This window comes from Pseudomonas putida, from assembly GCF_009883635.2.
Taxonomy (GTDB): Bacteria; Pseudomonadota; Gammaproteobacteria; order Pseudomonadales; family Pseudomonadaceae; genus Aquipseudomonas; species Aquipseudomonas putida_W.
In genome coordinates, this window is the sequence record NZ_CP026115.2 from 1,508,479 (window position 1) to 1,527,435 (window position 18,957).

21 protein-coding genes are annotated in these 18,957 nt (G+C 62.6%); 12 read left to right on the forward strand and 9 right to left on the reverse strand.

The window, feature by feature from the left end:
• Positions 1-8 precede the first annotated feature (8 nt).
• From C2H86_RS06955 to C2H86_RS07005, 11 genes are all read left to right on the forward strand, one after another.
• Positions 9-533, forward strand: coding sequence for a KdsC family phosphatase (locus tag C2H86_RS06955; RefSeq protein ID WP_159411977.1), 525 nt, complete (start codon positions 9-11; stop codon positions 531-533).
• An 8-nt stretch (positions 534-541) separates the two neighbouring features.
• Positions 542-1,114 (forward strand): LPS export ABC transporter periplasmic protein LptC, encoded by a 573-nt coding sequence (gene lptC / locus C2H86_RS06960; RefSeq protein ID WP_159411978.1) that lies wholly within the window; start codon positions 542-544, stop codon positions 1,112-1,114.
• Positions 1,101-1,628 carry a lipopolysaccharide transport periplasmic protein LptA gene (gene lptA, locus C2H86_RS06965; RefSeq protein WP_060511296.1) on the forward strand — a complete coding sequence of 176 codons (528 nt, stop codon included), beginning with the start codon at positions 1,101-1,103 and terminating at the stop codon, positions 1,626-1,628. The genes lptC and lptA overlap by 14 nt, the downstream gene beginning before the upstream one ends.
• Positions 1,629-2,354 (forward strand): LPS export ABC transporter ATP-binding protein, encoded by a 726-nt coding sequence (lptB, locus tag C2H86_RS06970; protein ID WP_060511298.1) that lies wholly within the window; start codon positions 1,629-1,631, stop codon positions 2,352-2,354.
• 176 nt (positions 2,355-2,530) lie between these two features.
• Complete coding sequence (locus C2H86_RS06975) at positions 2,531-4,024, forward strand: RNA polymerase factor sigma-54 (protein WP_159411979.1); 1,494 nt, start codon at positions 2,531-2,533, stop codon at positions 4,022-4,024.
• A gap of 78 nt (positions 4,025-4,102) precedes the next feature.
• Positions 4,103-4,411: a ribosome hibernation-promoting factor, HPF/YfiA family gene (gene hpf / locus C2H86_RS06980; RefSeq protein ID WP_003255135.1), complete on the forward strand. Its 309-nt coding sequence runs from the start codon at positions 4,103-4,105 to the stop codon at positions 4,409-4,411.
• A gap of 12 nt (positions 4,412-4,423) precedes the next feature.
• The gene (gene ptsN, locus C2H86_RS06985) at positions 4,424-4,888 is read left to right on the forward strand and encodes a PTS IIA-like nitrogen regulatory protein PtsN (RefSeq protein ID WP_159411980.1); all 465 of its coding nucleotides are present in this window, start codon (positions 4,424-4,426) and stop codon (positions 4,886-4,888) included.
• 2 nt (positions 4,889-4,890) lie between these two features.
• Entirely contained in the window at positions 4,891-5,745 is an 855-nt protein-coding gene (rapZ, locus tag C2H86_RS06990; RefSeq protein ID WP_159411981.1) for an RNase adapter RapZ, read from the forward strand.
• A 20-nt stretch (positions 5,746-5,765) separates the two neighbouring features.
• The gene (locus tag C2H86_RS06995) at positions 5,766-6,038 is read left to right on the forward strand and encodes an HPr family phosphocarrier protein (RefSeq protein ID WP_159411982.1); all 273 of its coding nucleotides are present in this window, start codon (positions 5,766-5,768) and stop codon (positions 6,036-6,038) included.
• Between the two features lie 157 nt (positions 6,039-6,195).
• Positions 6,196-6,501 carry a type II toxin-antitoxin system RelE/ParE family toxin gene (locus tag C2H86_RS07000; protein ID WP_205524616.1) on the forward strand — a complete coding sequence of 102 codons (306 nt, stop codon included), beginning with the start codon at positions 6,196-6,198 and terminating at the stop codon, positions 6,499-6,501.
• On the forward strand, positions 6,494-6,814 hold the full coding sequence (locus tag C2H86_RS07005) for a helix-turn-helix domain-containing protein (RefSeq protein ID WP_159411984.1): 321 nt from the start codon (positions 6,494-6,496) through the stop codon (positions 6,812-6,814). The genes C2H86_RS07000 and C2H86_RS07005 overlap by 8 nt, the downstream gene beginning before the upstream one ends.
• A 30-nt stretch (positions 6,815-6,844) precedes the next feature.
• Here the strand turns inward: C2H86_RS07005 and C2H86_RS07010 are convergent, their stop codons facing one another.
• The 6 genes from C2H86_RS07010 to pmbA all read right to left on the reverse strand — a co-directional run bounded on the left by C2H86_RS07010 (position 6,845) and on the right by pmbA (position 12,099).
• Positions 6,845-7,738 carry a ZIP family metal transporter gene (locus C2H86_RS07010; RefSeq protein WP_159411985.1) on the reverse strand — a complete coding sequence of 298 codons (894 nt, stop codon included), beginning with the start codon at positions 7,736-7,738 and terminating at the stop codon, positions 6,845-6,847.
• 11 nt (positions 7,739-7,749) lie between these two features.
• Positions 7,750-8,361: a superoxide dismutase gene (locus C2H86_RS07015; protein WP_159411986.1), complete on the reverse strand. Its 612-nt coding sequence runs from the start codon at positions 8,359-8,361 to the stop codon at positions 7,750-7,752.
• A gap of 1 nt (position 8,362) precedes the next feature.
• On the reverse strand, positions 8,363-8,824 hold the full coding sequence (locus C2H86_RS07020; protein ID WP_159411987.1) for a hypothetical protein: 462 nt from the start codon (positions 8,822-8,824) through the stop codon (positions 8,363-8,365).
• 30 nt (positions 8,825-8,854) lie between these two features.
• Entirely contained in the window at positions 8,855-10,231 is a 1,377-nt protein-coding gene (locus C2H86_RS07025; RefSeq protein ID WP_159411988.1) for a class II fumarate hydratase, read from the reverse strand.
• The gene (locus tag C2H86_RS07030; protein ID WP_060484655.1) at positions 10,224-10,625 is read right to left on the reverse strand and encodes a hypothetical protein; all 402 of its coding nucleotides are present in this window, start codon (positions 10,623-10,625) and stop codon (positions 10,224-10,226) included. Before C2H86_RS07030 ends, C2H86_RS07025 begins: the two co-directional genes overlap by 8 nt.
• 127 nt (positions 10,626-10,752) lie before the next feature.
• Positions 10,753-12,099, reverse strand: a complete 1,347-nt coding sequence (pmbA, locus tag C2H86_RS07035) for a metalloprotease PmbA (RefSeq protein WP_159411989.1) — start codon at positions 12,097-12,099, stop codon at positions 10,753-10,755.
• 108 nt (positions 12,100-12,207) lie between these two features.
• Between pmbA and yjgA the strand changes: the two genes are divergently transcribed.
• Positions 12,208-12,729 carry a ribosome biogenesis factor YjgA gene (gene yjgA / locus C2H86_RS07040; protein ID WP_159411990.1) on the forward strand — a complete coding sequence of 174 codons (522 nt, stop codon included), beginning with the start codon at positions 12,208-12,210 and terminating at the stop codon, positions 12,727-12,729.
• Between the two features lie 41 nt (positions 12,730-12,770).
• On the opposite strand, the gene tldD is transcribed toward yjgA, so the two are convergent.
• From tldD to C2H86_RS07055, 3 genes are read right to left on the reverse strand one after another with little or no spacing between them, the layout of a single operon-like run.
• A complete protein-coding gene (tldD, locus tag C2H86_RS07045; RefSeq protein ID WP_159411991.1) occupies positions 12,771-14,210 on the reverse strand; it encodes a metalloprotease TldD in 1,440 nt (479 codons plus the stop codon).
• 2 nt (positions 14,211-14,212) lie between these two features.
• Positions 14,213-15,064 (reverse strand): carbon-nitrogen hydrolase family protein, encoded by an 852-nt coding sequence (locus C2H86_RS07050; RefSeq protein ID WP_159411992.1) that lies wholly within the window; start codon positions 15,062-15,064, stop codon positions 14,213-14,215.
• 14 nt (positions 15,065-15,078) lie between these two features.
• Positions 15,079-18,894 (reverse strand): YhdP family protein, encoded by a 3,816-nt coding sequence (locus C2H86_RS07055; RefSeq protein ID WP_159411993.1) that lies wholly within the window; start codon positions 18,892-18,894, stop codon positions 15,079-15,081.
• Positions 18,895-18,957 lie beyond the last annotated feature (63 nt).

The window sequence follows — 18,957 nt, forward strand, 5'->3', positions numbered from 1 at the left end:
ACGAACCGATGACCCAAGATCTCATGCAACGCGGCCAGGCAATCAAGCTCGCCGTTTTCGACGTCGACGGCGTGCTGACCGATGGCCGCCTTTATTTCCTCGAAGATGGCAGCGAGTTCAAGACCTTCAACACCCTTGATGGCCAAGGCATCAAGATGCTCATGGCCTCGGGCGTAACCACGGCAATCATCAGCGGACGCAAGACCCCAGTGGTAGAGCGCCGGGCGAAAAACCTCGGTATTCCTCACCTTTACCAGGGTCGCGAAGACAAATTGGTAGTGCTCGACGGCCTGCTCGCCGATCTGGGCCTAAGCTATGACCAGGTCGCCTACCTGGGCGACGACCTCCCCGACCTGCCGGTGATCCGCCGGGTCGGCCTGGGTATTGCCGTAGCCAACGCCGCGCCGTTCGTTCGCCAGCACGCCCACGGCGTAACCCAGGCACGCGGCGGCGAAGGTGCTGCACGCGAGTTCTGCGAACTGATCATGCAGGCCCAGGGCACCCTGGACGCTGCCAACGCCAACTACCTTTAAGGTTGCCCATGTTCAGCAAGAAAGCCCGCAACATTGCACTGCTCGCGGTAATCGCCGCGGTGCTGGCGGCAGTCGGCTACTGGAATGTCAGCCCTGAAAGCTTCCTCGACAAGCCAGTGGTCCAGGTCGACGAAAGCGCCATCGACTACTATGCGATTAACGCGCACAGCGTGCAGTTCCTGCCCGACGGCAAGCTGCAATACGAAATGACAGCCGACAAGGTCGAACACCTCAAGGCCAGCGAAGTCACACTGGTGACCACACCCGACCTGCACATGTACCGCGGCACTCAGTACCCGTGGCACGTGCAGGCCGTGCGCGCCGAGGTCAACCCTGACGGTAGCGAAGTCGAACTGATCGACCAGGTGCGGATTGCCCGCACCGACGAAAAACAGCGCGATACCATCATTACCAGCTCGCGCATGACCGTATTCCCGCAGAAGCAATATGCGCAGACCGAGCAAGCCGTTAGAATCGACGGCGCCGGTGGCACAACCACAGGCAAGGGAATGAAAGCGTATTTGAAAGAAAGCAAGATCGACTTGCTCTCTAACGTAAGAGGACAGTATGAGGCTCGTTAAAACCCTCCCCCTTTTGCTCAGCCTGAGCGCAGCAGCACTGGGAAGCGCGAGCGCCTTCGCCCTGCCGAACGACCGTGACCAGCCTATTCGTATCCAGGCCGACAACGCGCACCTGGACGATAAGCAGGGTGTGGCCACCTACACCGGCGACGTGATCATCACCCAGGGCTCGATGATGATCAAAGGCAACACCGTGACCATGACCCGTGCCGCCAATGGCGACATCGACGTGGTGACCTCGGTGGGCAACCTGGCGTACTTCGAGCAGCAGCAGACTGCGGCCAAGCCCGACAAGATGAAAGGCTGGGCGGTGACCATCCAGTACCAGGCGCAGAAAGACACGGTGATCCTCACCGACCGCGCCAAGGTCGAGAACGAAGGCAACACCACCGAAGGCGAGAAGATCGTCTACAACACCAAGACCCAGGTTGCGACCGCCGGACGTGGTGGCAACGTGACACAGCCACGTCAGCGCATCGACATGGTGATCCAGCCGAAGAAGAAGGCCGAGTAAATGGCAACCCTCAAAGCCCAGCACCTGGCCAAGAGCTACAAGGGGCGGCAAGTCGTGCGTGACGTCAGCCTGTCGATCGACAGCGGGCAGATCGTCGGCTTGCTCGGCCCCAACGGCGCCGGCAAGACCACCTGCTTCTACATGATCGTGGGGCTGGTCCAGGCCGACCAGGGGCGCGTACTGATCGACAACCTCGATGTCAGTCACCAGCCCATGCACGGCCGTGCCCGCGCCGGTATCGGCTACCTGCCGCAGGAAGCCTCGATCTTCCGCAAGCTGTCGGTGGCCGACAACATCATGGCCATTCTCGAAACCCGCAAGGACATCGACCGTGAAGGGCGGCGCAAGGAACTGGAAAGCCTGCTGCAGGAATTCCACATCAGCCACATCCGCGACAACCTCGGCATGAGCCTTTCCGGTGGTGAACGCCGCCGCGTCGAAATTGCCCGCGCCCTGGCCACCGCACCGAAGTTCATCCTGCTGGACGAACCGTTTGCCGGTGTCGACCCGATCTCCGTGGGCGACATCAAGCAGATCATCCACCACCTCAAGGCCAAGGGTATCGGTGTACTGATCACCGACCACAACGTCCGTGAAACCCTGGACATCTGCGAGACCGCCTACATCGTCAACGACGGTCGACTGATCGCCGAAGGCGACGCCGAGACCATCCTGGCCAACGACCTGGTCAAGGAGGTCTACCTGGGCCACGAGTTCCGACTCTGATCCCCAGGACCTGCCTGGAGCACTGGCATTAACGCCCTGTCGGGGCTTAAGTTGTTACAGTGCTCTAGGCAAACGCTACAATTTGAGGCATAAAACTTGCTTGAATTTGGCGCTCCGGCGCCCTCGTGTAGTGGATGGCGCATGCGCGCCGGCGAACAAGGTATTAAGCCCCAGCCATGAAACCATCGCTCGTCCTAAAAATGGGCCAGCAACTGACGATGACCCCGCAGTTGCAACAGGCCATCCGCCTACTTCAGCTCTCCACCCTGGACCTCCAGCAGGAAATCCAGGAAGCGCTGGAGTCCAATCCGATGCTCGAACGTCAGGAAGACGGCGACGACTTCGACAACAGCGACCCGATGGCGGACAACGCCGAAAACAAGCCGGTCGCCGAAGTCCAGGAAAACAGCTTCCAGGAAAGCACCACCAGTGCCGAAACCCTGGAAGACGGTGAGTGGAGCGAGCGAATACCCAACGAGCTTCCAGTCGACACCGCCTGGGAAGATATTTACCAGACCAGCGCCAGCAGCCTGCCGAGCAACGATGACGACGAGTGGGACTTCACCACCCGCACGTCGGCCGGCGAAAGCCTGCAGAGCCACCTGCTGTGGCAGCTGAACCTGGCCCCGATGTCCGATACCGACCGCCTGATCGCCATCACCCTGATCGACAGCATCAACGGCCAGGGCTACCTGGAAGATTCCCTCGAAGAAATCTGCGAAGGCTTCGACCCGGAGCTGGACATCGAACTCGACGAGGTAGAAGCGGTGCTGCACCGCATCCAGCAGTTCGAGCCGGCCGGTGTCGGCGCCCGCTCCCTGGGCGAGTGCCTGCTGCTGCAATTGCGTCAACTGCCTGCCAGCACGCTCTGGATGAGCGAAGCCAAGCGCCTGGTCACCGACTTCATCGACCTGCTCGGCAGCCGCGACTACAGCCAGCTGATGCGCCGCATGAAGCTCAAGGAAGACGAACTGCGCCAGGTGATCGAGCTGGTCCAGAGTCTCAACCCGCGGCCAGGTTCGCAGATCGAGTCGAGCGAACCGGAATACGTGGTGCCCGACGTGATCGTGCGCAAGGACAGCGACCGCTGGCTGGTCGAGCTTAACCAGGAGGCGATCCCGCGCCTGCGGGTCAACCCGCAGTATGCCGGCTTCGTTCGCCGCGCCGATACCAGCGCCGACAACACCTTCATGCGCAACCAGTTGCAAGAGGCACGCTGGTTCATCAAGAGCCTGCAAAGCCGCAACGAAACGCTGATGAAGGTCGCCACGCAGATCGTCGAGCATCAGCGCGGCTTCCTCGACCACGGCGACGAAGCGATGAAGCCGCTGGTCCTGCATGACATCGCCGAAGCGGTGGGCATGCATGAGTCGACCATTTCGCGGGTGACTACGCAGAAATACATGCACACCCCGCGTGGCATCTACGAACTGAAATACTTTTTCTCCAGCCACGTCAGCACTGCCGAAGGCGGAGAATGCTCGTCTACGGCGATCCGCGCGATCATCAAGAAACTGGTTGCCGCGGAAAATCAGAAAAAGCCATTGAGTGACAGCAAGATCGCTGGTTTACTGGAGGCACAAGGCATCCAGGTAGCCCGTCGCACCGTCGCCAAGTACCGCGAGTCCCTCGGCATCGCACCGTCGAGCGAGCGCAAGCGACTGATGTAGCCCCCGGATGTGCCACAGCGTTTGTGGGGCAGGTGCAAGACCTGCCTCTTTATGCACGGGCAACAAAGGAGAAGCTGTATGCAAGTCAATATCAGTGGACAGCATGTAGAAGTCACCCAGCCACTGCGCGATTATGTGCTTGAAAAGCTCGCTCGCGTGGAGAGTCACTTCGACAAGATCACCAACGTGCAGGTCATCATGAAAGTCGAGAAGCTGCAGCAGAAGGTCGAGGCGACCCTGCAGATTCCCGGCGGTGAAGTGGTTGCCAACGCGGAACACGAAGACATGTATGCAGCGATCGACGCCTTGGCCGACAAGCTCGACCGCCAACTGAAAAAACACAAGGAAAAACAGCAAAGCTTGCTGCAAGGTGCAGCCGCCCGCTGATCCCTCTCATCCATGATCCGACTTGAAACCATCCTGACCCCCGGCCGTTCCCTGGTGAACGTGCCGGGCGGCAGCAAGAAGCGCGCCCTGGAAAAGGTCGCCAACCTGATTGCCGAGCAAGTACCCGAGCTTGCGATGCAAGACGTCTTCGAAAAGCTCATCGCTCGCGAAAAACTGGGCTCGACCGGCTTTGGCAATGGCATTGCCATTCCCCACTGCCGACTTGAAGGCTGCTCTGCCCCGGTAAGTGCACTGTTGCATCTGGACGCGCCGATCGACTACGACGCCATCGATGGCGCCCCGGTGGATCTGCTGTTCGTCCTGCTGGTGCCAGAGGCGGCCACCGATGCCCATCTTGAACTGCTGCGCCAGATCGCCAGCATGCTCGATCGCAAGGAGGTCCGCGATCGCTTGCGTGCCGCCGGTAGCAGCGAGGCCCTGTACCAGGTTGTCCTGGACGCACAGAACGAGCACTGAATATGCGCCTGATCATCGTCAGCGGCCGGTCCGGCTCCGGCAAGAGCACCGCCCTCGATGTACTGGAAGACAACGGTTTCTACGTCATTGACAATCTGCCGGCCGGGCTGCTGCCACAGCTGGCAGAGAACGCGCTGATGAACACCGAGCTTTTGCAGCCACGGGTAGCGGTCAGTATTGATGCTCGCAACTTGCCGAGCCATCTGTCACGCTTCCCCGAACTGCTAGAGGAAGCCCGTGCACGCCACATCCAGTGTGATGTGCTTTATCTTGATGCCGACGAGGACACGCTGCTCAAGCGCTTCTCGGAAACCCGCCGCCGCCACCCGCTGACCAATGCCGACCGCTCGCTGGCCGAAGCGATCCGGGTTGAAAGCGAACTGTTGGGGCCGATTGCCGACCTTGCCGACCTGAAGATCGATACCACCAGCCTCAACCTCTACCAGCTGCGCGATTCGATCAAGCTGCGATTGCTCAATCAGCCCGAGCCCGGCACCGCCTTCCTGGTCGAGTCGTTCGGCTTCAAGCGCGGGATGCCGGTCGATGCCGACCTGGTTTTCGACGTACGCTGCCTGCCCAACCCGTACTGGAAGCCGGAGCTGCGCGAACACTCCGGCCTGGAGCAGCCAGTCATCGACTACCTTGCCACACAGCCGGACGTCGAAGAAATGTTCAATGACATTTCCAGCTACCTGCTCAAATGGCTGCCGCGCTTTGCTGCCAGCAACCGCGCCTATGTCACCATCGCCATTGGCTGCACAGGTGGCCACCACCGCTCGGTCTACATCACCGAACGCCTCGGCCAGTTGTTGCAGCAATCCCTGAAAAACGTCCAGGTTCGCCACCGCGACCTCTAGCCCACAGGATCCACCGCACGATGCCCGCCCGCGAAATCACCATCATCAACAAGCTGGGCCTGCATGCCCGGGCGGCAGCCAAGTTCGTCGGCGTGGCCGGCAAATACCCCTGCCAGGTCCGCGTCGGCCGCGCGCCCGACAAGATGGTGGACGGCAAAAGCATCATGGCGGTGATGATGCTGGCGGCGGGTAAAGGTACTCAGGTGCACCTGCTGACCGAGGGTGAGCAGGATAGCGACGCCCTGGAGGCGCTGGTGGCGTTGATCAACAACTACTTCGACGAAGGCGAGTAACCCCCTACCTGCAACATCCCCTGCCAATTATCAGAGTGAAATCTGGCGCGGTTGTCTTTATACCTATATAGGTATAGATTGAGATCACGCCATGAAAGCATACAAACGGATCAAGACGCTTTACTGGGTGGGCAGCACTAAAAAGGATCTCCAAGCACTGCCAGAAGATGTTCAGGACATTTTCGGTTTTGCACTGCACCAGGCGCAGGAAGGTGGCAAACATTTGCAGGCAAAGTGTCTCAAAGGGTTCAGCGGGGCGGGCGTGCTGGAGGTCGTGGAGGACCACAACCGTAGCACCTATCGTGCGGTGTACACGGTGACATTCGGCTCAGCAGTCTACGTGTTGCATTGCTTCCAGAAAAAATCCACTTCTGGCATCAAGACCTCCAGCCACGACCTTGACTTGATCAAGTCACGCCTGAAACTGGCTGAAGCTCACTCTCGAGGAGAGAAACATGATTGAGATCGAAGAAGGCAGCGGCAGCGTCTATACCGACCTTGGCAGTGAAAATGCCAGCGAGATGCTGGTAAAGGCGCATCTCGCCAGCAAGATATGCAGCATCATCAAGGCCCGTCATATGACCCAGGTGCAAGCATCGGCAGTCCTTGGCCTTCCCCAACCCAAGGTTTCCGACATGATGCGCGGTAAATTTCGCGGTATCAGTGAAACCAAGATGATCGATTGTCTGGCCCGGCTTGGCCGCGATGTACAAATCGTAGTGAAAGCCGCCCCTCGCTCCCGCCGAGAAGGTCGGGTGGAAGTCATCTTCGCCTGACCCAACCCAAGGTCCCTCGTTCATCCACACTCAAGACATCGCAGTATCCATCACCATCATCAGGCAAAAGCCGATGCACAGCCCCAGGCTGGCCAAGCGGTGATTCCCGTTGCTGCGCGACTCGGGAATGATTTCCTGGGTCACCACCAGCAGCATCGCCCCGGCCGCACAGGCCAGGCCCACCGGCAATAGCAACTCCGCCATGTTCACCAGCCAGGCACAGATCACCGCAGCCAGTGGCTCGACAAGGCCAGAGGCGGCACCGATCAGGAACGCCTTGAACCGGGGCATCCCAGCGCCTGCCAGCACCAGGGCTATCACTAGCCCCTCAGGCACATCCTGCAAGGCGATGCCCATGGCCAGGCTATCGGCGTCGGCCATGCCACCACCGGCAGACACACCGATGGCCATGCCTTCGGGGATGTTGTGGGCGATGATGGCGATCACGAACAACCAGATCCTTGCGGCGATCACCGGCTGATTTTCGGTGCCGACCAGCGCCTCCGGCGATGCGCCAGAGACCTTGAGATCGACCAGAAACAGACACAGGGCGCCGAGCATCAGGCCGAAGCTGATCAGGCCACCGGCGCCCCAAGGGCTGAAACCGATGGCCTGGGCGGCATCCAGCCCAGGGATGATCAGCGAGAACGCCGTGGCCGCCAGCATTACCCCCGCCCCAAAGCCCAGCAAGGTATCGGCCAAGGCCACCGGCATGTTGCGAATCACCAGCACCGGTACTGCGCCCAGCGCCGTACCCAATGCGCACAGTGCGCCCCCCTCCAGGGCACGCAACATGCGCGGTTCAAGGTCCAGCCAGGCAATGCCACGGGCCAGCAGCAGCGCTGTACCGGCCAGCAGCAGCAAGGTTCCCAGCGCCAAGCGGAACAGGCGCACACTGCTGACAGACATCACCTCAGAGCGCATACCGGGCCGACTCACTTCAGGGCTTCGAGATAGCGGCGATCCACTTCCGCCCAGTCGATCACGTTGTAGAAAGCGCCAATGTATTCCGGGCGACGGTTCTGATACTTCAAGTAATAGGCGTGCTCCCACACGTCCAGGCCGAGGATCGGCGTATTGCCGTGCATCAGCGGGCTGTCCTGGTTACCACTGCTTTCCACCACCAGCTTGTTCTGCGGGGTGACACTGAGCCACGCCCAGCCGCTGCCGAAACGGGTCAACGCCGCCTTGGTGAAGGCCTCCTTGAATGCCTCGAAGCCACCCAGCTCGGCTTCGATGGCCGTGGCCAGCTGGCCTTGTGGCTGACCACCGCCCTTGGGCGACATGACCGTCCAGAACAGGCTGTGGTTGGCGTGGCCGCCACCGTGATTGGTGACTGCACCGCGCAGGTTCTCAGGCAGTTGCTTGACCGCACCGACCAGTTTCTCGACAGGCCATTCGGCCCACTCGGTGCCCTCGATGGCCGCGTTCAGGCCATTGACGTAGGTCTGGTGGTGCTTGGTGTGGTGGATTTCCATGGTTTGCGCGTCGATGTGTGGTTCCAGCGCATCGTAGGCGTAAGTCAGTGCAGGCAAGGTATGCGGCATATCAATGGATTCCGTAGGCAGGGGTTCTGGGCGCCAGGTTCGGCGCGGTAGCGAGCTCACTGGTCTCGGCGCCTTGTCGATTGAGCAGGCGCTCGGTACGCGGGTACTGGCCGTACTCGGCAATGAAACTCAGCAGTTCGGTGTAGGTGCGGCCGCTGTGGCGCAGCGCGGCATCACGCAACGTCTGCGGCAAGCGCGCTTCCTGGCTGGCCTGGAGCAATCGCTGATGTGCGGCACACAGGTAGTCGGCGCTCTCGTGTGGCTGGTTCAGGCGCAGGTGCAGGTCGGCCAGGTTGTGATGGGCGATGACCAGGGCGGCCACGGCCTCATCGACGTCATGCCAGCGCTCGAACAGCACCTGCGCCAGGGCCAGGGCCTGCAGGTAGTGCTCCCGGGCGTCGACCAGCTCGCCCTGTTCGAACAGGCGGTTGGCCGTCTCGGTCGTGCGTTTCCAGTGCTGCATGACGATGTTTCCTCTGGGCGCTATGGCGTATCAGATGCCACCAGCGGTGAGCTTTTCCGGATCCAGCAGCGCCTCGAGCTGATCACGCGACAGGTCGGTGTGCTCCAGTGCCACATCGATGATCGGGCGGCCCTGCTGGTAGGCGGTCTTGGCGATTTCGGCGGCCTTGAGGTAGCCGATGATCGGATTCAGCGCGGTGACCAGGATCGGGTTACGCGCCAAGGCTTCCTTGAGCTTGCCTTCGTTGACCTTGAAGCTGGCAATGGCCTTGTCGGCCAGCAGGCGGCTGGCATTGGCCATCAGCTCGATGCTCTCCAGCAGGTTGCGGGCGATCACCGGCAGCATCACGTTCAGCTCGAAATTGCCCGATTGGCCGGCCACAGCGATGGTGGCGTCATTGCCGATCACCTGGGCAGCGACCATGGCAGTGGCTTCCGGGATCACCGGGTTGACCTTGCCCGGCATGATCGAGGAGCCCGGCTGAAGGCCCTGAAGCTCGATTTCACCCAAGCCGGCCAAGGGGCCAGAGTTCATCCAGCGCAGGTCGTTGGCAATTTTCATCAGTGCCACGGCAGTCGTCTTGAGCTGGCCAGACAGCGCCACGGCGGTGTCCTGGGAGCCGATCAGCGCGAACAGGTTATGGCCGGGGGTGAACTCGACCTTGGTGAGACCGCTCAGTTGGCGTGCGAAGCCAGCAGCGAACTGCGGGTGGGCGTTGATCCCGGTGCCCACCGCGGTACCGCCTTGGGCCAGTGCCTGCAGGCTCGGCAGGGTCGCTTCGAGGTGGGCCTTGGCGCCATTGATCTGCGCAGCCCAGCCATCGAGCACCTGGCTCATGCGCACCGGCATGGCATCCATCAGGTGGGTACGGCCAGTCTTCACATACTGATGCACCTGGGACGACTTGGCCTCGATCACCTGAACGAGGTGGCTCAACGCAGGCAGCAGTTGCTCATGCAGCGCGAGTGCGGCGCTGACATGGATGGTGGTGGGGATGATGTCGTTGCTGCTCTGCCCACAGTTGACGTGGTCGTTGGCATTGACCGCTTCACCGAGCACGCGGCTGGCCAGGGTGGCAATCACCTCGTTGGCATTCATGTTCGAACTGGTACCAGAGCCGGTCTGGAATACATCCACCGGGAAGTGCTGGATGAAGTCTTCGGCCAGCAGTTGCTCGACTGCCTTGACGATGGCCTGGCCCTGCCCTGCCGACAGTTGCTCCAGCTCGACGTTGGCCTTGGCCGCAGCGGCCTTGGCCAGCAACAGGGCGCGGATGAACTGGGCCGGCATGCGCTGGCCGCTGATCGGGAAGTTGTCGACCGCGCGCTGGGTCTGGGCGCCGTACAGGGCCTTGGCCGGTACCTGCAGCTCGCCCATGCTGTCACGCTCGATACGGGTATCACTCATCTTCAAATCCTTGCATCAGTTCATCGGGAGAAATCGACGGCAGCAGCCGGCAGTTGGCCAGCTGCAAGGCATAGGGCTGCCAGCGCTGGTTCTGCTCGCGGCGATCGAGGTTGCGCAGGTCGAGCAGTGGGCGCCAGGCCTGGTCCAGGCACAGGCAGCGCCAGTGCCAGGGCAACATGCGGTCGCAGGCGGTATCCAGCAGCAGGCGGAAGGAGGTCAGTGCCACGGTCCATGGCGACGTTTCGGTGCAGCACACCAGGTAACGGCCTTCGGCCAGGTAGTGCTCGATCAGGCGCGGCTCGTCGGGCTCGAGCGCGCAGCGGATGCGCCGGCTGAGCCAGCGCCAGTTTTCCAGGTAGGGCAGTTCGCGGAGGACGGGTTTCATGAACATCATCGCCGGGTTACTAGATAATGATATTCATTATTAAGTGATAACCAGAATCACTTCAAGTGGGAGGTGATGAAAGAAAAAACCCGGCGCGATGGCCGGGTTTCAATGTCAGTGGGCATTTCTGCAAAAATCAGCTGCCAGCGACCGTCATCCGCTCGATCAGCACCGACCCTGTGTGGATATTGCTACGCGTTTCAAGATCACTGCCAATCGCAACAATCTGCTGGAACATGTCCTTCATATTGCCGGCAATGGTCACTTCCTGCACTGCATGCTGGATCTCGCCGTTCTCAACCCAGAAGCCCGCCGCGCCGCGCGAGTAATCGCCGGTCACCATGTTCAGGCCATGGCCCATCAGCTCGGTCACCAGCAGGCCACGGCCCATGCGCCGGATCAGAGCCGCCTGGTCTTCTACGCCATGGGTGACATACAGGTTGTGCACGCCCCCGGCGTTGGCAGTGCTCGGCAAGCCCAGTTTGCGCCCTGAGTAGGTACCCAGCAGGTACGACACCAGCTCGCCTTTGTCGACGAACGGCTTGGCGTAAGTCGCCAGCCCGTCACCGTCGAATGCAGCGCTGCCCAGTGCGCGTGGGATGTGCGGACGCTCGTCGAGGGTCAGCCAGGACGGGAACAGGCGCTGACCGATGGTACCCTCGAGGAACGACGACTTGCGGTACAGGTTGCCGCCCGAGATGGCCGACAGGAAACTGCCGAACAGGCCACCCGCCAGTTCAGCGGAGAACAGCACGGGGACTTCGCAGGTCGGTACCGGCCGCGCACCGAGGCGGCTGGCGGCGCGCTGGGCGGCGCGCACGCCAATGCTGCGCGGGTCGGCCAGCAGATTGCCCTGGCGGTTCACGTCATACCAGTAGTCACGCTGCATCTGGCCGTCGCCTTCGGCGATCATCACGCAACTGAGGCTGTGCCGGGTCGAGGCGTAGCCACCAATGAAGCCGTGGCTGTTGCCATACACGCGGCAACCCTGGTGAGTGTTCAGAGTGGTGCCATCGGCATTGAGGATGCGCTTGTCGGCATCGAATGCCGCCGCCTCGCAGGCCAGCGCCATCTCGATGGCCTTCTCCGGCTCGATATCCCAGTCGTGATAGAGGTCGAGGTCGGGGATCTCGCGGGCCATCAGCGCGGCGTCAGCCAGCCCCGAGCATTCGTCCTCGGACGTATGCTTGGCAATCGCCAACGCGGCGGCCACGGTTTCGCGGATGGCCTCCGGGCCACTGGCCGAAGTGCTGGCCGAACCCTTGCGCTGGCCGACATAGAGGGTGATGCCAAAGCCCTGGTCGCGGTTGAACTCGACCGTCTCGACCTCGTGCTGGCGCACCGTGGTGGACAGGCCCTGCTCCAGCGATACCGCTACTTCGCAGGCACTGGCGCCTTGCTTGCGTGCTTCTGCAATGATCGCCTCGACCTGCTCCTGCAACGCTGGCAGGTCCTTGGGGCCTACGCTCTGGACTGCACTCATGGTTTTCTCCACTCAAATTCTGCGTTCGGCGAGGGTCATTCTACGACCGGGCCGGACAAGCGGCCCCCGACTGGTTATCATGGCGGCGATTTCTAGCGGACTGCCACCATGGTTGATTCATACGACGACGCCTTCGACGGCGAAAAAAGCAAAACCCAGATCAAGCGCGAGCTGCATGCGCTGGTCGAACTCGGCGAGCGGCTGACCACAGTCAAGGCCGACACCCTGGCGCGCCTGCCGCTCACCGACGAGCTGCGCAAGGCCCTGGCCGATGCCAGCAAGCACACCGCCCACGGTGCACGCAAACGCCACATGTCGTTCGTCGGCAAGCTGATGCGCGACCAGGACCTGGATGCCATCCACACCGTGCTCGAGCAGATCGACAGCTCCAGCCGCCAGTACAACGAGCGCTTCCACAACCTGGAGCGCTGGCGCGACCGCCTGATCGACGGTAACGACGAAGACCTCGAGCGTTTCGTCAACGAATACCCCGAGACCGATCGCCAGCAACTGCGCTCGCTGATCCGTCATGCCCAGCACGAAAAGGCGCGGAACAAACCGCCTGCCGCTGCGCGCAAGGTGTTCAAGTACATCCGCGATCTCGACGAGATGCAGCGCGGCCTGCGCTGATTCCCGCCGTCTGGGGCTGCCTTGCAGCCCCCGGACATTCATCAAGCGCCAGTACCGCCCACGGTAATCGCATCCAGCTTCAAGGTCGGCTGCCCGACGCCTACCGGCACCGATTGCCCATCCTTGCCGCACGTGCCCACACCACTGTCCAGCGCCAGGTCGTTACCGACCATCGACACCCGGCTCATGGCCTCCGGCCCGTTGCCGATCAGGGTCGCGCCCTTCACTGGCGCAGTGATCTTGCCGTCTTCGATCAGGTAGGCTTCGCTGGTCGAGAACACGAACTTGCCGCTGGTGATATCGACCTGGCCGCCGCCGAGATTGGCGCAGTAGATGCCTTTCTTCACCGAAGCGATGATTTCTTGCGGATCGCTCTTGCCGGCCAACATGTAGGTGTTGGTCATGCGCGGCATCGGCAAGTGCGCATAGGACTCGCGGCGACCGTTGCCGGTAACCGCCATGCCCATCAGGCGTGCATTGAGCTTGTCCTGCATGTAGCCCTTGAGGATGCCGTTCTCGATCAGCGTGGTGCATTCGGTCGGCGTGCCTTCGTCATCGACGCTCAACGAGCCACGGCGACCTTCGAGGGTGCCATCGTCGACAATGGTGCACAATTCCGAAGCGACCTTCTCGCCAATACGCCCGCTGAATGCCGAGCTGCCCTTGCGGTTGAAGTCGCCTTCCAAGCCATGGCCGACCGCTTCATGCAGCAGCACGCCCGACCAGCCGGAACCCAGTACCACCGGCAACGTGCCGGCTGGGGCCGGGATAGCTTCAAGGTTCACCAGCGCCTGACGCAGTGCTTCACGGGCATAGCCCATGACGCGGTCTTCAGTGAAGAAGCGGTAGTCGGTACGCCCGCCACCGCCCTGCCCGCCACGCTCGCGGCGGCCATTCTGCTCGACGATGACGCTGACATTGAAACGTACCAGAGGGCGCACATCGGCGGCCAGGCTACCGTCGGCGGCAGCAATCAGGATGCGCTCCCAGACCCCGGCCATGCTTACGCTGACCTGCTGGATACGCGGGTCGAGGGCACGGGTGGCGGCATCGACACGCTTGAGCAACTCGACCTTTTCGGCACGGCTGAGCACATCCAGCGGGTTGTCCGGCGCATACAGCGCAGTGACATCCTGGCTGCGGAACGCCTGCACCGTGCCGTTCTGGCCGGCTCGGGAAATCGAGCGGGCAGCACGGGCCGCCGAAGTCAGCGCCTCGAGGTTGATCGCATTGCTGTAGGCAAAGCCCGTCTTCTCACCGGACTGGGCACGCACGCCCACACCCTGGTCGAGGTTGAAGCTGCCTTCTTTGACGATGCCGTCCTCCAGCGCCCAGGTTTCCGAGATCTGGCCCTGGAAATACAGGTCCGCGGCGTCGATGCCGGGGCCGGCCAGTTCGCCCAGCACGCTCTGCAGGCTGTCGAGGGTGAGTCCGCCCGGGGCCAGGAGCTGCTCGCTGACGGTGGATAACATCTGGCTCATAGTCACTCCGAGGTGTGCGCAGGCCGCAAGGCGTCCTGCGAGAAAAAGCGCCGGTGCGTGGTGACCGGCATGCGCGCCCGGATGGACGCCTGTTCATCAATGTCGCGCTCGGCGAGCAATACCGCTTCGCCGTGCGCCTGTTCTGCGACGATCCGCCCCCAAGGGTCGACGATCGCCGCATGCCCGTGGGTTTCCCGCGGGCCTGGATGGGTACCGCCCTGGGCCGCCGCCAGCACATAGCACTGGGTCTCGATGGCCCGGGCACGGATCAGTACTTCCCAATGCGCAGCACCTGTGACCGCAGTAAAGGCGGCCGATGCCGTGATCAGCTCCGCGCCTGCACCGCGCAAGGCGCTGTACAGCTCGGGGAAGCGCAGGTCGTAACATACGCTGAGCCCCAGCCGCCCTACCGGCGTATCGGCCACCACCACCTGGGCACCATGGGCATAGTCATCGGACTCGCGGTAGCGGCCACGGTTGTCGGCCACATCCACGTCGAACAGGTGCAGCTTGTCGTAGCGCGCCACTACTTCGCCGTGTTCGTCGATCAGCAGCGAACAGGCGTGGGCCTTGGCGTCTGGCTGGCCTTGTGGCGGCAGCGGCAAGGTACCGGCAACAATCCATAATCTGAGGTCGCGTGCGGTGCGTTTCAACCATGGCAGGATCGGGCCTTCGCCCAGGGCTTCGGCGCGGCCAATGGCAGCGGCATCCTTGCGCCCCATCGCCGCGAAGTTTTCCGGCAGCACCGCCAGCCGTGCACCGCCCAAGGCCGCCTGTTCGAGCAGGGCGCCCGCACGCTGCAGGTTGGCCAGCACATCGTCCTGGCTGACCATCTGGATGACCGCTGCCTTCATGGGCACTCCCGAAGTTATTTATCGAACGGTTTCACAAAGGTGATTTTAGGCTCTTTCACCGGGCCTTCTACGCGATAGTGCACGCTGGCGAAACGCGACACCCGGTCGCCGATCAGCCGATCGACCAGGAACAGCGCGCCACCAACCGCTGGTGCACCGACGATCAGCGCGGCGAGCGGCAGGTTGTTGGTCACCGGCAAGGTCACCTGCAAGTTGGCCGCGACCCGATCGCGCACCAGGTCCAGGGTGCCATCGAGTTCGAAGTTGCTCGACGGCCCGGTCACGGTGATCGGCTCGCGGGTCACGTAGACACCGCTGCTGGCCACCAGCAGGCCCTTGACCCGGTCGTAGGCCAGGCCCTTGTCGAACAGGTCGGAGAAGTCCAGGCGCAGGCGCCGGCCAATCGAGTTGAAGTTGAGCAGGCCGAACACGCGCAGGGCCTGGGCACCACCTTCCACTTCGACGAACTGACCGCTGCGCAAGGCAGCATCCATGCTGCCAGAGAAGCGCTTGAGGCCGACCCAGGCTGGCGAACCGGGCCAACGGCCGTCGACATCCAGGCGGAAATCACGGCTGGTCACGGTCGGAGCGAAACCCCAGGCCTTGAGCACATCGGCGAGGTTCTTGCCATCGAGTCGGCCTTTGTACCAGCTGCTGGTGGCCCCGGCTTCGCCTTCCCAACCGCCACTGCCATCGACATGCAGGCCTTTGAAATCCAGGTCGATGTCCTGCGCCGCCACACCCCGTGCAGTGGGTCGCAGCTTCAGTGCGACATTGCCGAACAGGTCGTCGCCGCGGTACAGCTTGTCGATGCTCAGGTCCAGGGCCGGCACCTTGCGCGGGTCGAACGAGGCCAGCGGGTCAGGGCCTTCTTCCGATTGTGTCTCGGCCGGGTCGGCAGGCGGCAGGCGCAGGGTCTGCAGGCGCACGACCATCGGCGCAGCCTTGGCATCCGGCACTCGTGCGTTACCGATCACTTCCTTGCTGTCCAGGCGCAGGTCCCAGGCTGTACCGCCACGGGCCAGGCGCACCACGGCCTGGTTGAGGTTCATGCCGAAGGCTTTCAGTTGGCCGATGCTCAAGTCGACACCCTGCAGGTTCTGCCGGGCATTGCCACCGGGGTCGTCACCGGCAAAGCGTGCCGCCTGTTCCTGCCAGGGGCCCAGGTCCAGGCTGTCCAGCCGCCCCTTCACCCGCAACCCCTGCGCCGCTGGCAGTTGCGCCTGCCCGGCGCCAAGCAGCAATTCGCCACGGCCCTGGCCCAGCTTGTCGGCCGGTGCGGCGTAGGCGAAACGGGCCAGGTCGGCGTAAGCGACATCAAAACGCCGCTCAGGCCCTTGCAGGTTCATGCTGAAACGGGTGTCGCGAGTATCCGCCGCTGCCTTGCCGAAGGGGGCCGGCAGGTCGATGGTCAGCCCCTTGAGCGAAGAACTGACATTCAAGCTGTTATCACGGCTGCCCAGATTGACCTGCAACTGGTAGGGCAGATCGCCGGAGGCGGGCAAGGTCTGCTTGAACTGCAGCCAGTCGGTCAGGGACTTCAGCGAAGCCTGGCCACTGGCGTTGATGCGCGTCTGCATCTGCCCGGGCTGGCCCTCGGCGCTGATCTGCGCAGTGGCCGGCTTGCCGAACACTTGCAAGCTGATGTTCTTGCCACTCAGCCCTTTGTCGAAGTCGAAGCTGAAGTCGCCCTTCAGGCGCGTCAGGTCCAGGCTGGGCGGGGCCACCTTCAGGCGTGCGTCGGCAGTGGCGAAGTCCACCAGCACTTTTGGCCGCTCGCCGTGGGCCAGGGGTACGTCGAGCTTGAGCTTGCCCTCGAGTGGGCCCTCGCCTTCCCAGCCGGCGAAGATCTCGCCAGTGCCGATCGGTGCTTCCTTGAGAATCTTCAAGCCATCGCCGAGGCTGCCGTCGAAATTGCCGTCGAGGTACAGGTGACTGTGCTGGCCGCTGTCGACATGGGGAATGTTCACGCTGACGTCGCTGACCTTGGTGTCGAGCAACAGGCCCTTGCTGGCCTTGATGCGCACGCCGCTGTCTTCGATCAGCACATCGCCGTCCACCTGCTGCACCTGCGGCCAGCCTGGCTGGAAGTCCAGTGCGGCATCGTGGACCTTGAAGAACAGGCTGATGCTGCGAGCTTCCGGCGCGGCGCCATGGTTCAACGAGCCCTGGTACTGGAAGTAGCCCTGGTCGACGTTACCTTTGACGATGGCGCTGCGCAGCCATTCGTCGAGGGCCGGGCTCAGCACTTCCGGCAGGTACTTGGCGGTGTAGCGACCATCGCCTTCGGTCAGCCCGACGCGCAGGTCCATGTAGCTTTCGGCGCCTTCGTCGAACAGCAGGCGAATCAGGAAGTCGCCGGCAATCTTGCCTTCCTCGCCCAGCACCTTGAGGTAGGGTGCGATGAGGGTGAAACCGTGCTTGTCCAGTGCCCAGGTCAGGCGCGCATTGGCCTTCTGGTACTGCCAGGGTTTGGCGAAGATCGGATACAGATGCAGCATGAAAGCATCAGTATCCAGGCGCAGCTCGCCATGCCCCAGGTCGCCGCTGATACTGCCGCTGACATTACCGGCCGCCGGCGCGCCATGATAGGCATCGAAACCGACCCGCTCCAGGTTGGCAGCGAACTTCAAGCGCTGATCACCTTCGGCTTTTGGCCGTGCTTCCAGGCGAACGTTGCGCAGGGCCCCGGTGACTTTCAGCGCATCGACCACGGTCATGAGCTTGTCTGGCAAGGGGGCCAATGCATCGATCAAGGGGGTCAAGGGAGTGAGGTCTAGGCGGTCGGCCTGCACTTGCCAGGTTTCGTCCGCCGGGTCATCGCCCAGCCGCTGGTTCAATTGCAGGTGCGATTCCCAGCGCGTCTTGCCAATGCTCGCAGCGAGTGAATCCACCACCACATCGAAGCCCTGATCGCGGCGCTGGAACCAGGCCGCCACGGCAAGATTGTCCAGGGTCACGGCCTTGCGCTCGGTGTAGGCACCGCGCAACTGCGGGGCGTTGAGACGGACCACCGCCTGCTGCAACTGGCCCTTGCTCCAGTCGACCCAGAACTCGCCACCGGCCTGCAGCGCCTCTGCCCGCCACTGGCCCAGCAAACGGGGCGGCAACCACCGCGCCCAGTCGCTTTGTGGCAGGCTCAGGTAGGCCTCGACCTCGCCTTCGCGCCACGCCTTGGCGCTTGCCCGGCTGCGCAGATTGATCGCCAGCGGCTGGCCGTCGGGCAAGGTCGCACGCAGGTCAAGGGCCTGGCGTGATGCGCCGGCCTGCAGGCCGACACTGACGTAGGTAAGGGTCAGCGGATCCCGCTGCCAGGGCTGCAGGGTGACCTGACTGTCGAACACATCGATGCGGCCCAGTTGGCGCAAGCGCTGCAACAGCTCGGCAGGGTCCAGCGGCGCGTCGTCCTTTTTTGGCAGCCCTTCGAGGGCCCAGGCCCCCTGCTCGTCTTCGCGCAGAATCAGTTGCAGACCACCGAGTTCGATACGCGCCAGGCGCACCTCACGGGAGGTCAGGCTGGCCCACAGGTCGGGCACCACCTTGACGTCATCCAGGCGCAGGGCCGATGCGCCCTCGCCCAGTTGCAGGTCACGCACGCGCAATACAGGCGCCAAGCCACTCCAGCGCCCTTCCAGAGCCCCCACATGCACGGGCAGGCCCAGCGCCTGTTCGGCTTTGCTTTCGACGTCGGCACGGTATTCGGCCACCAGTGGCACCAGCTCGCGACCCAGGCTGACATACAACGCCACCAGTACCGCGAGCAAGGCGCAGATGCCCAGCCCCCAGCGGGTCAAGGCGACAAGAACGCGGTTCAGACGTCCCATGGCCATGGCCCTCCAGGTCGTTTATCCATGATGGCCTGACGTGCCGATTTTGCCAGCCAGTACCATCCA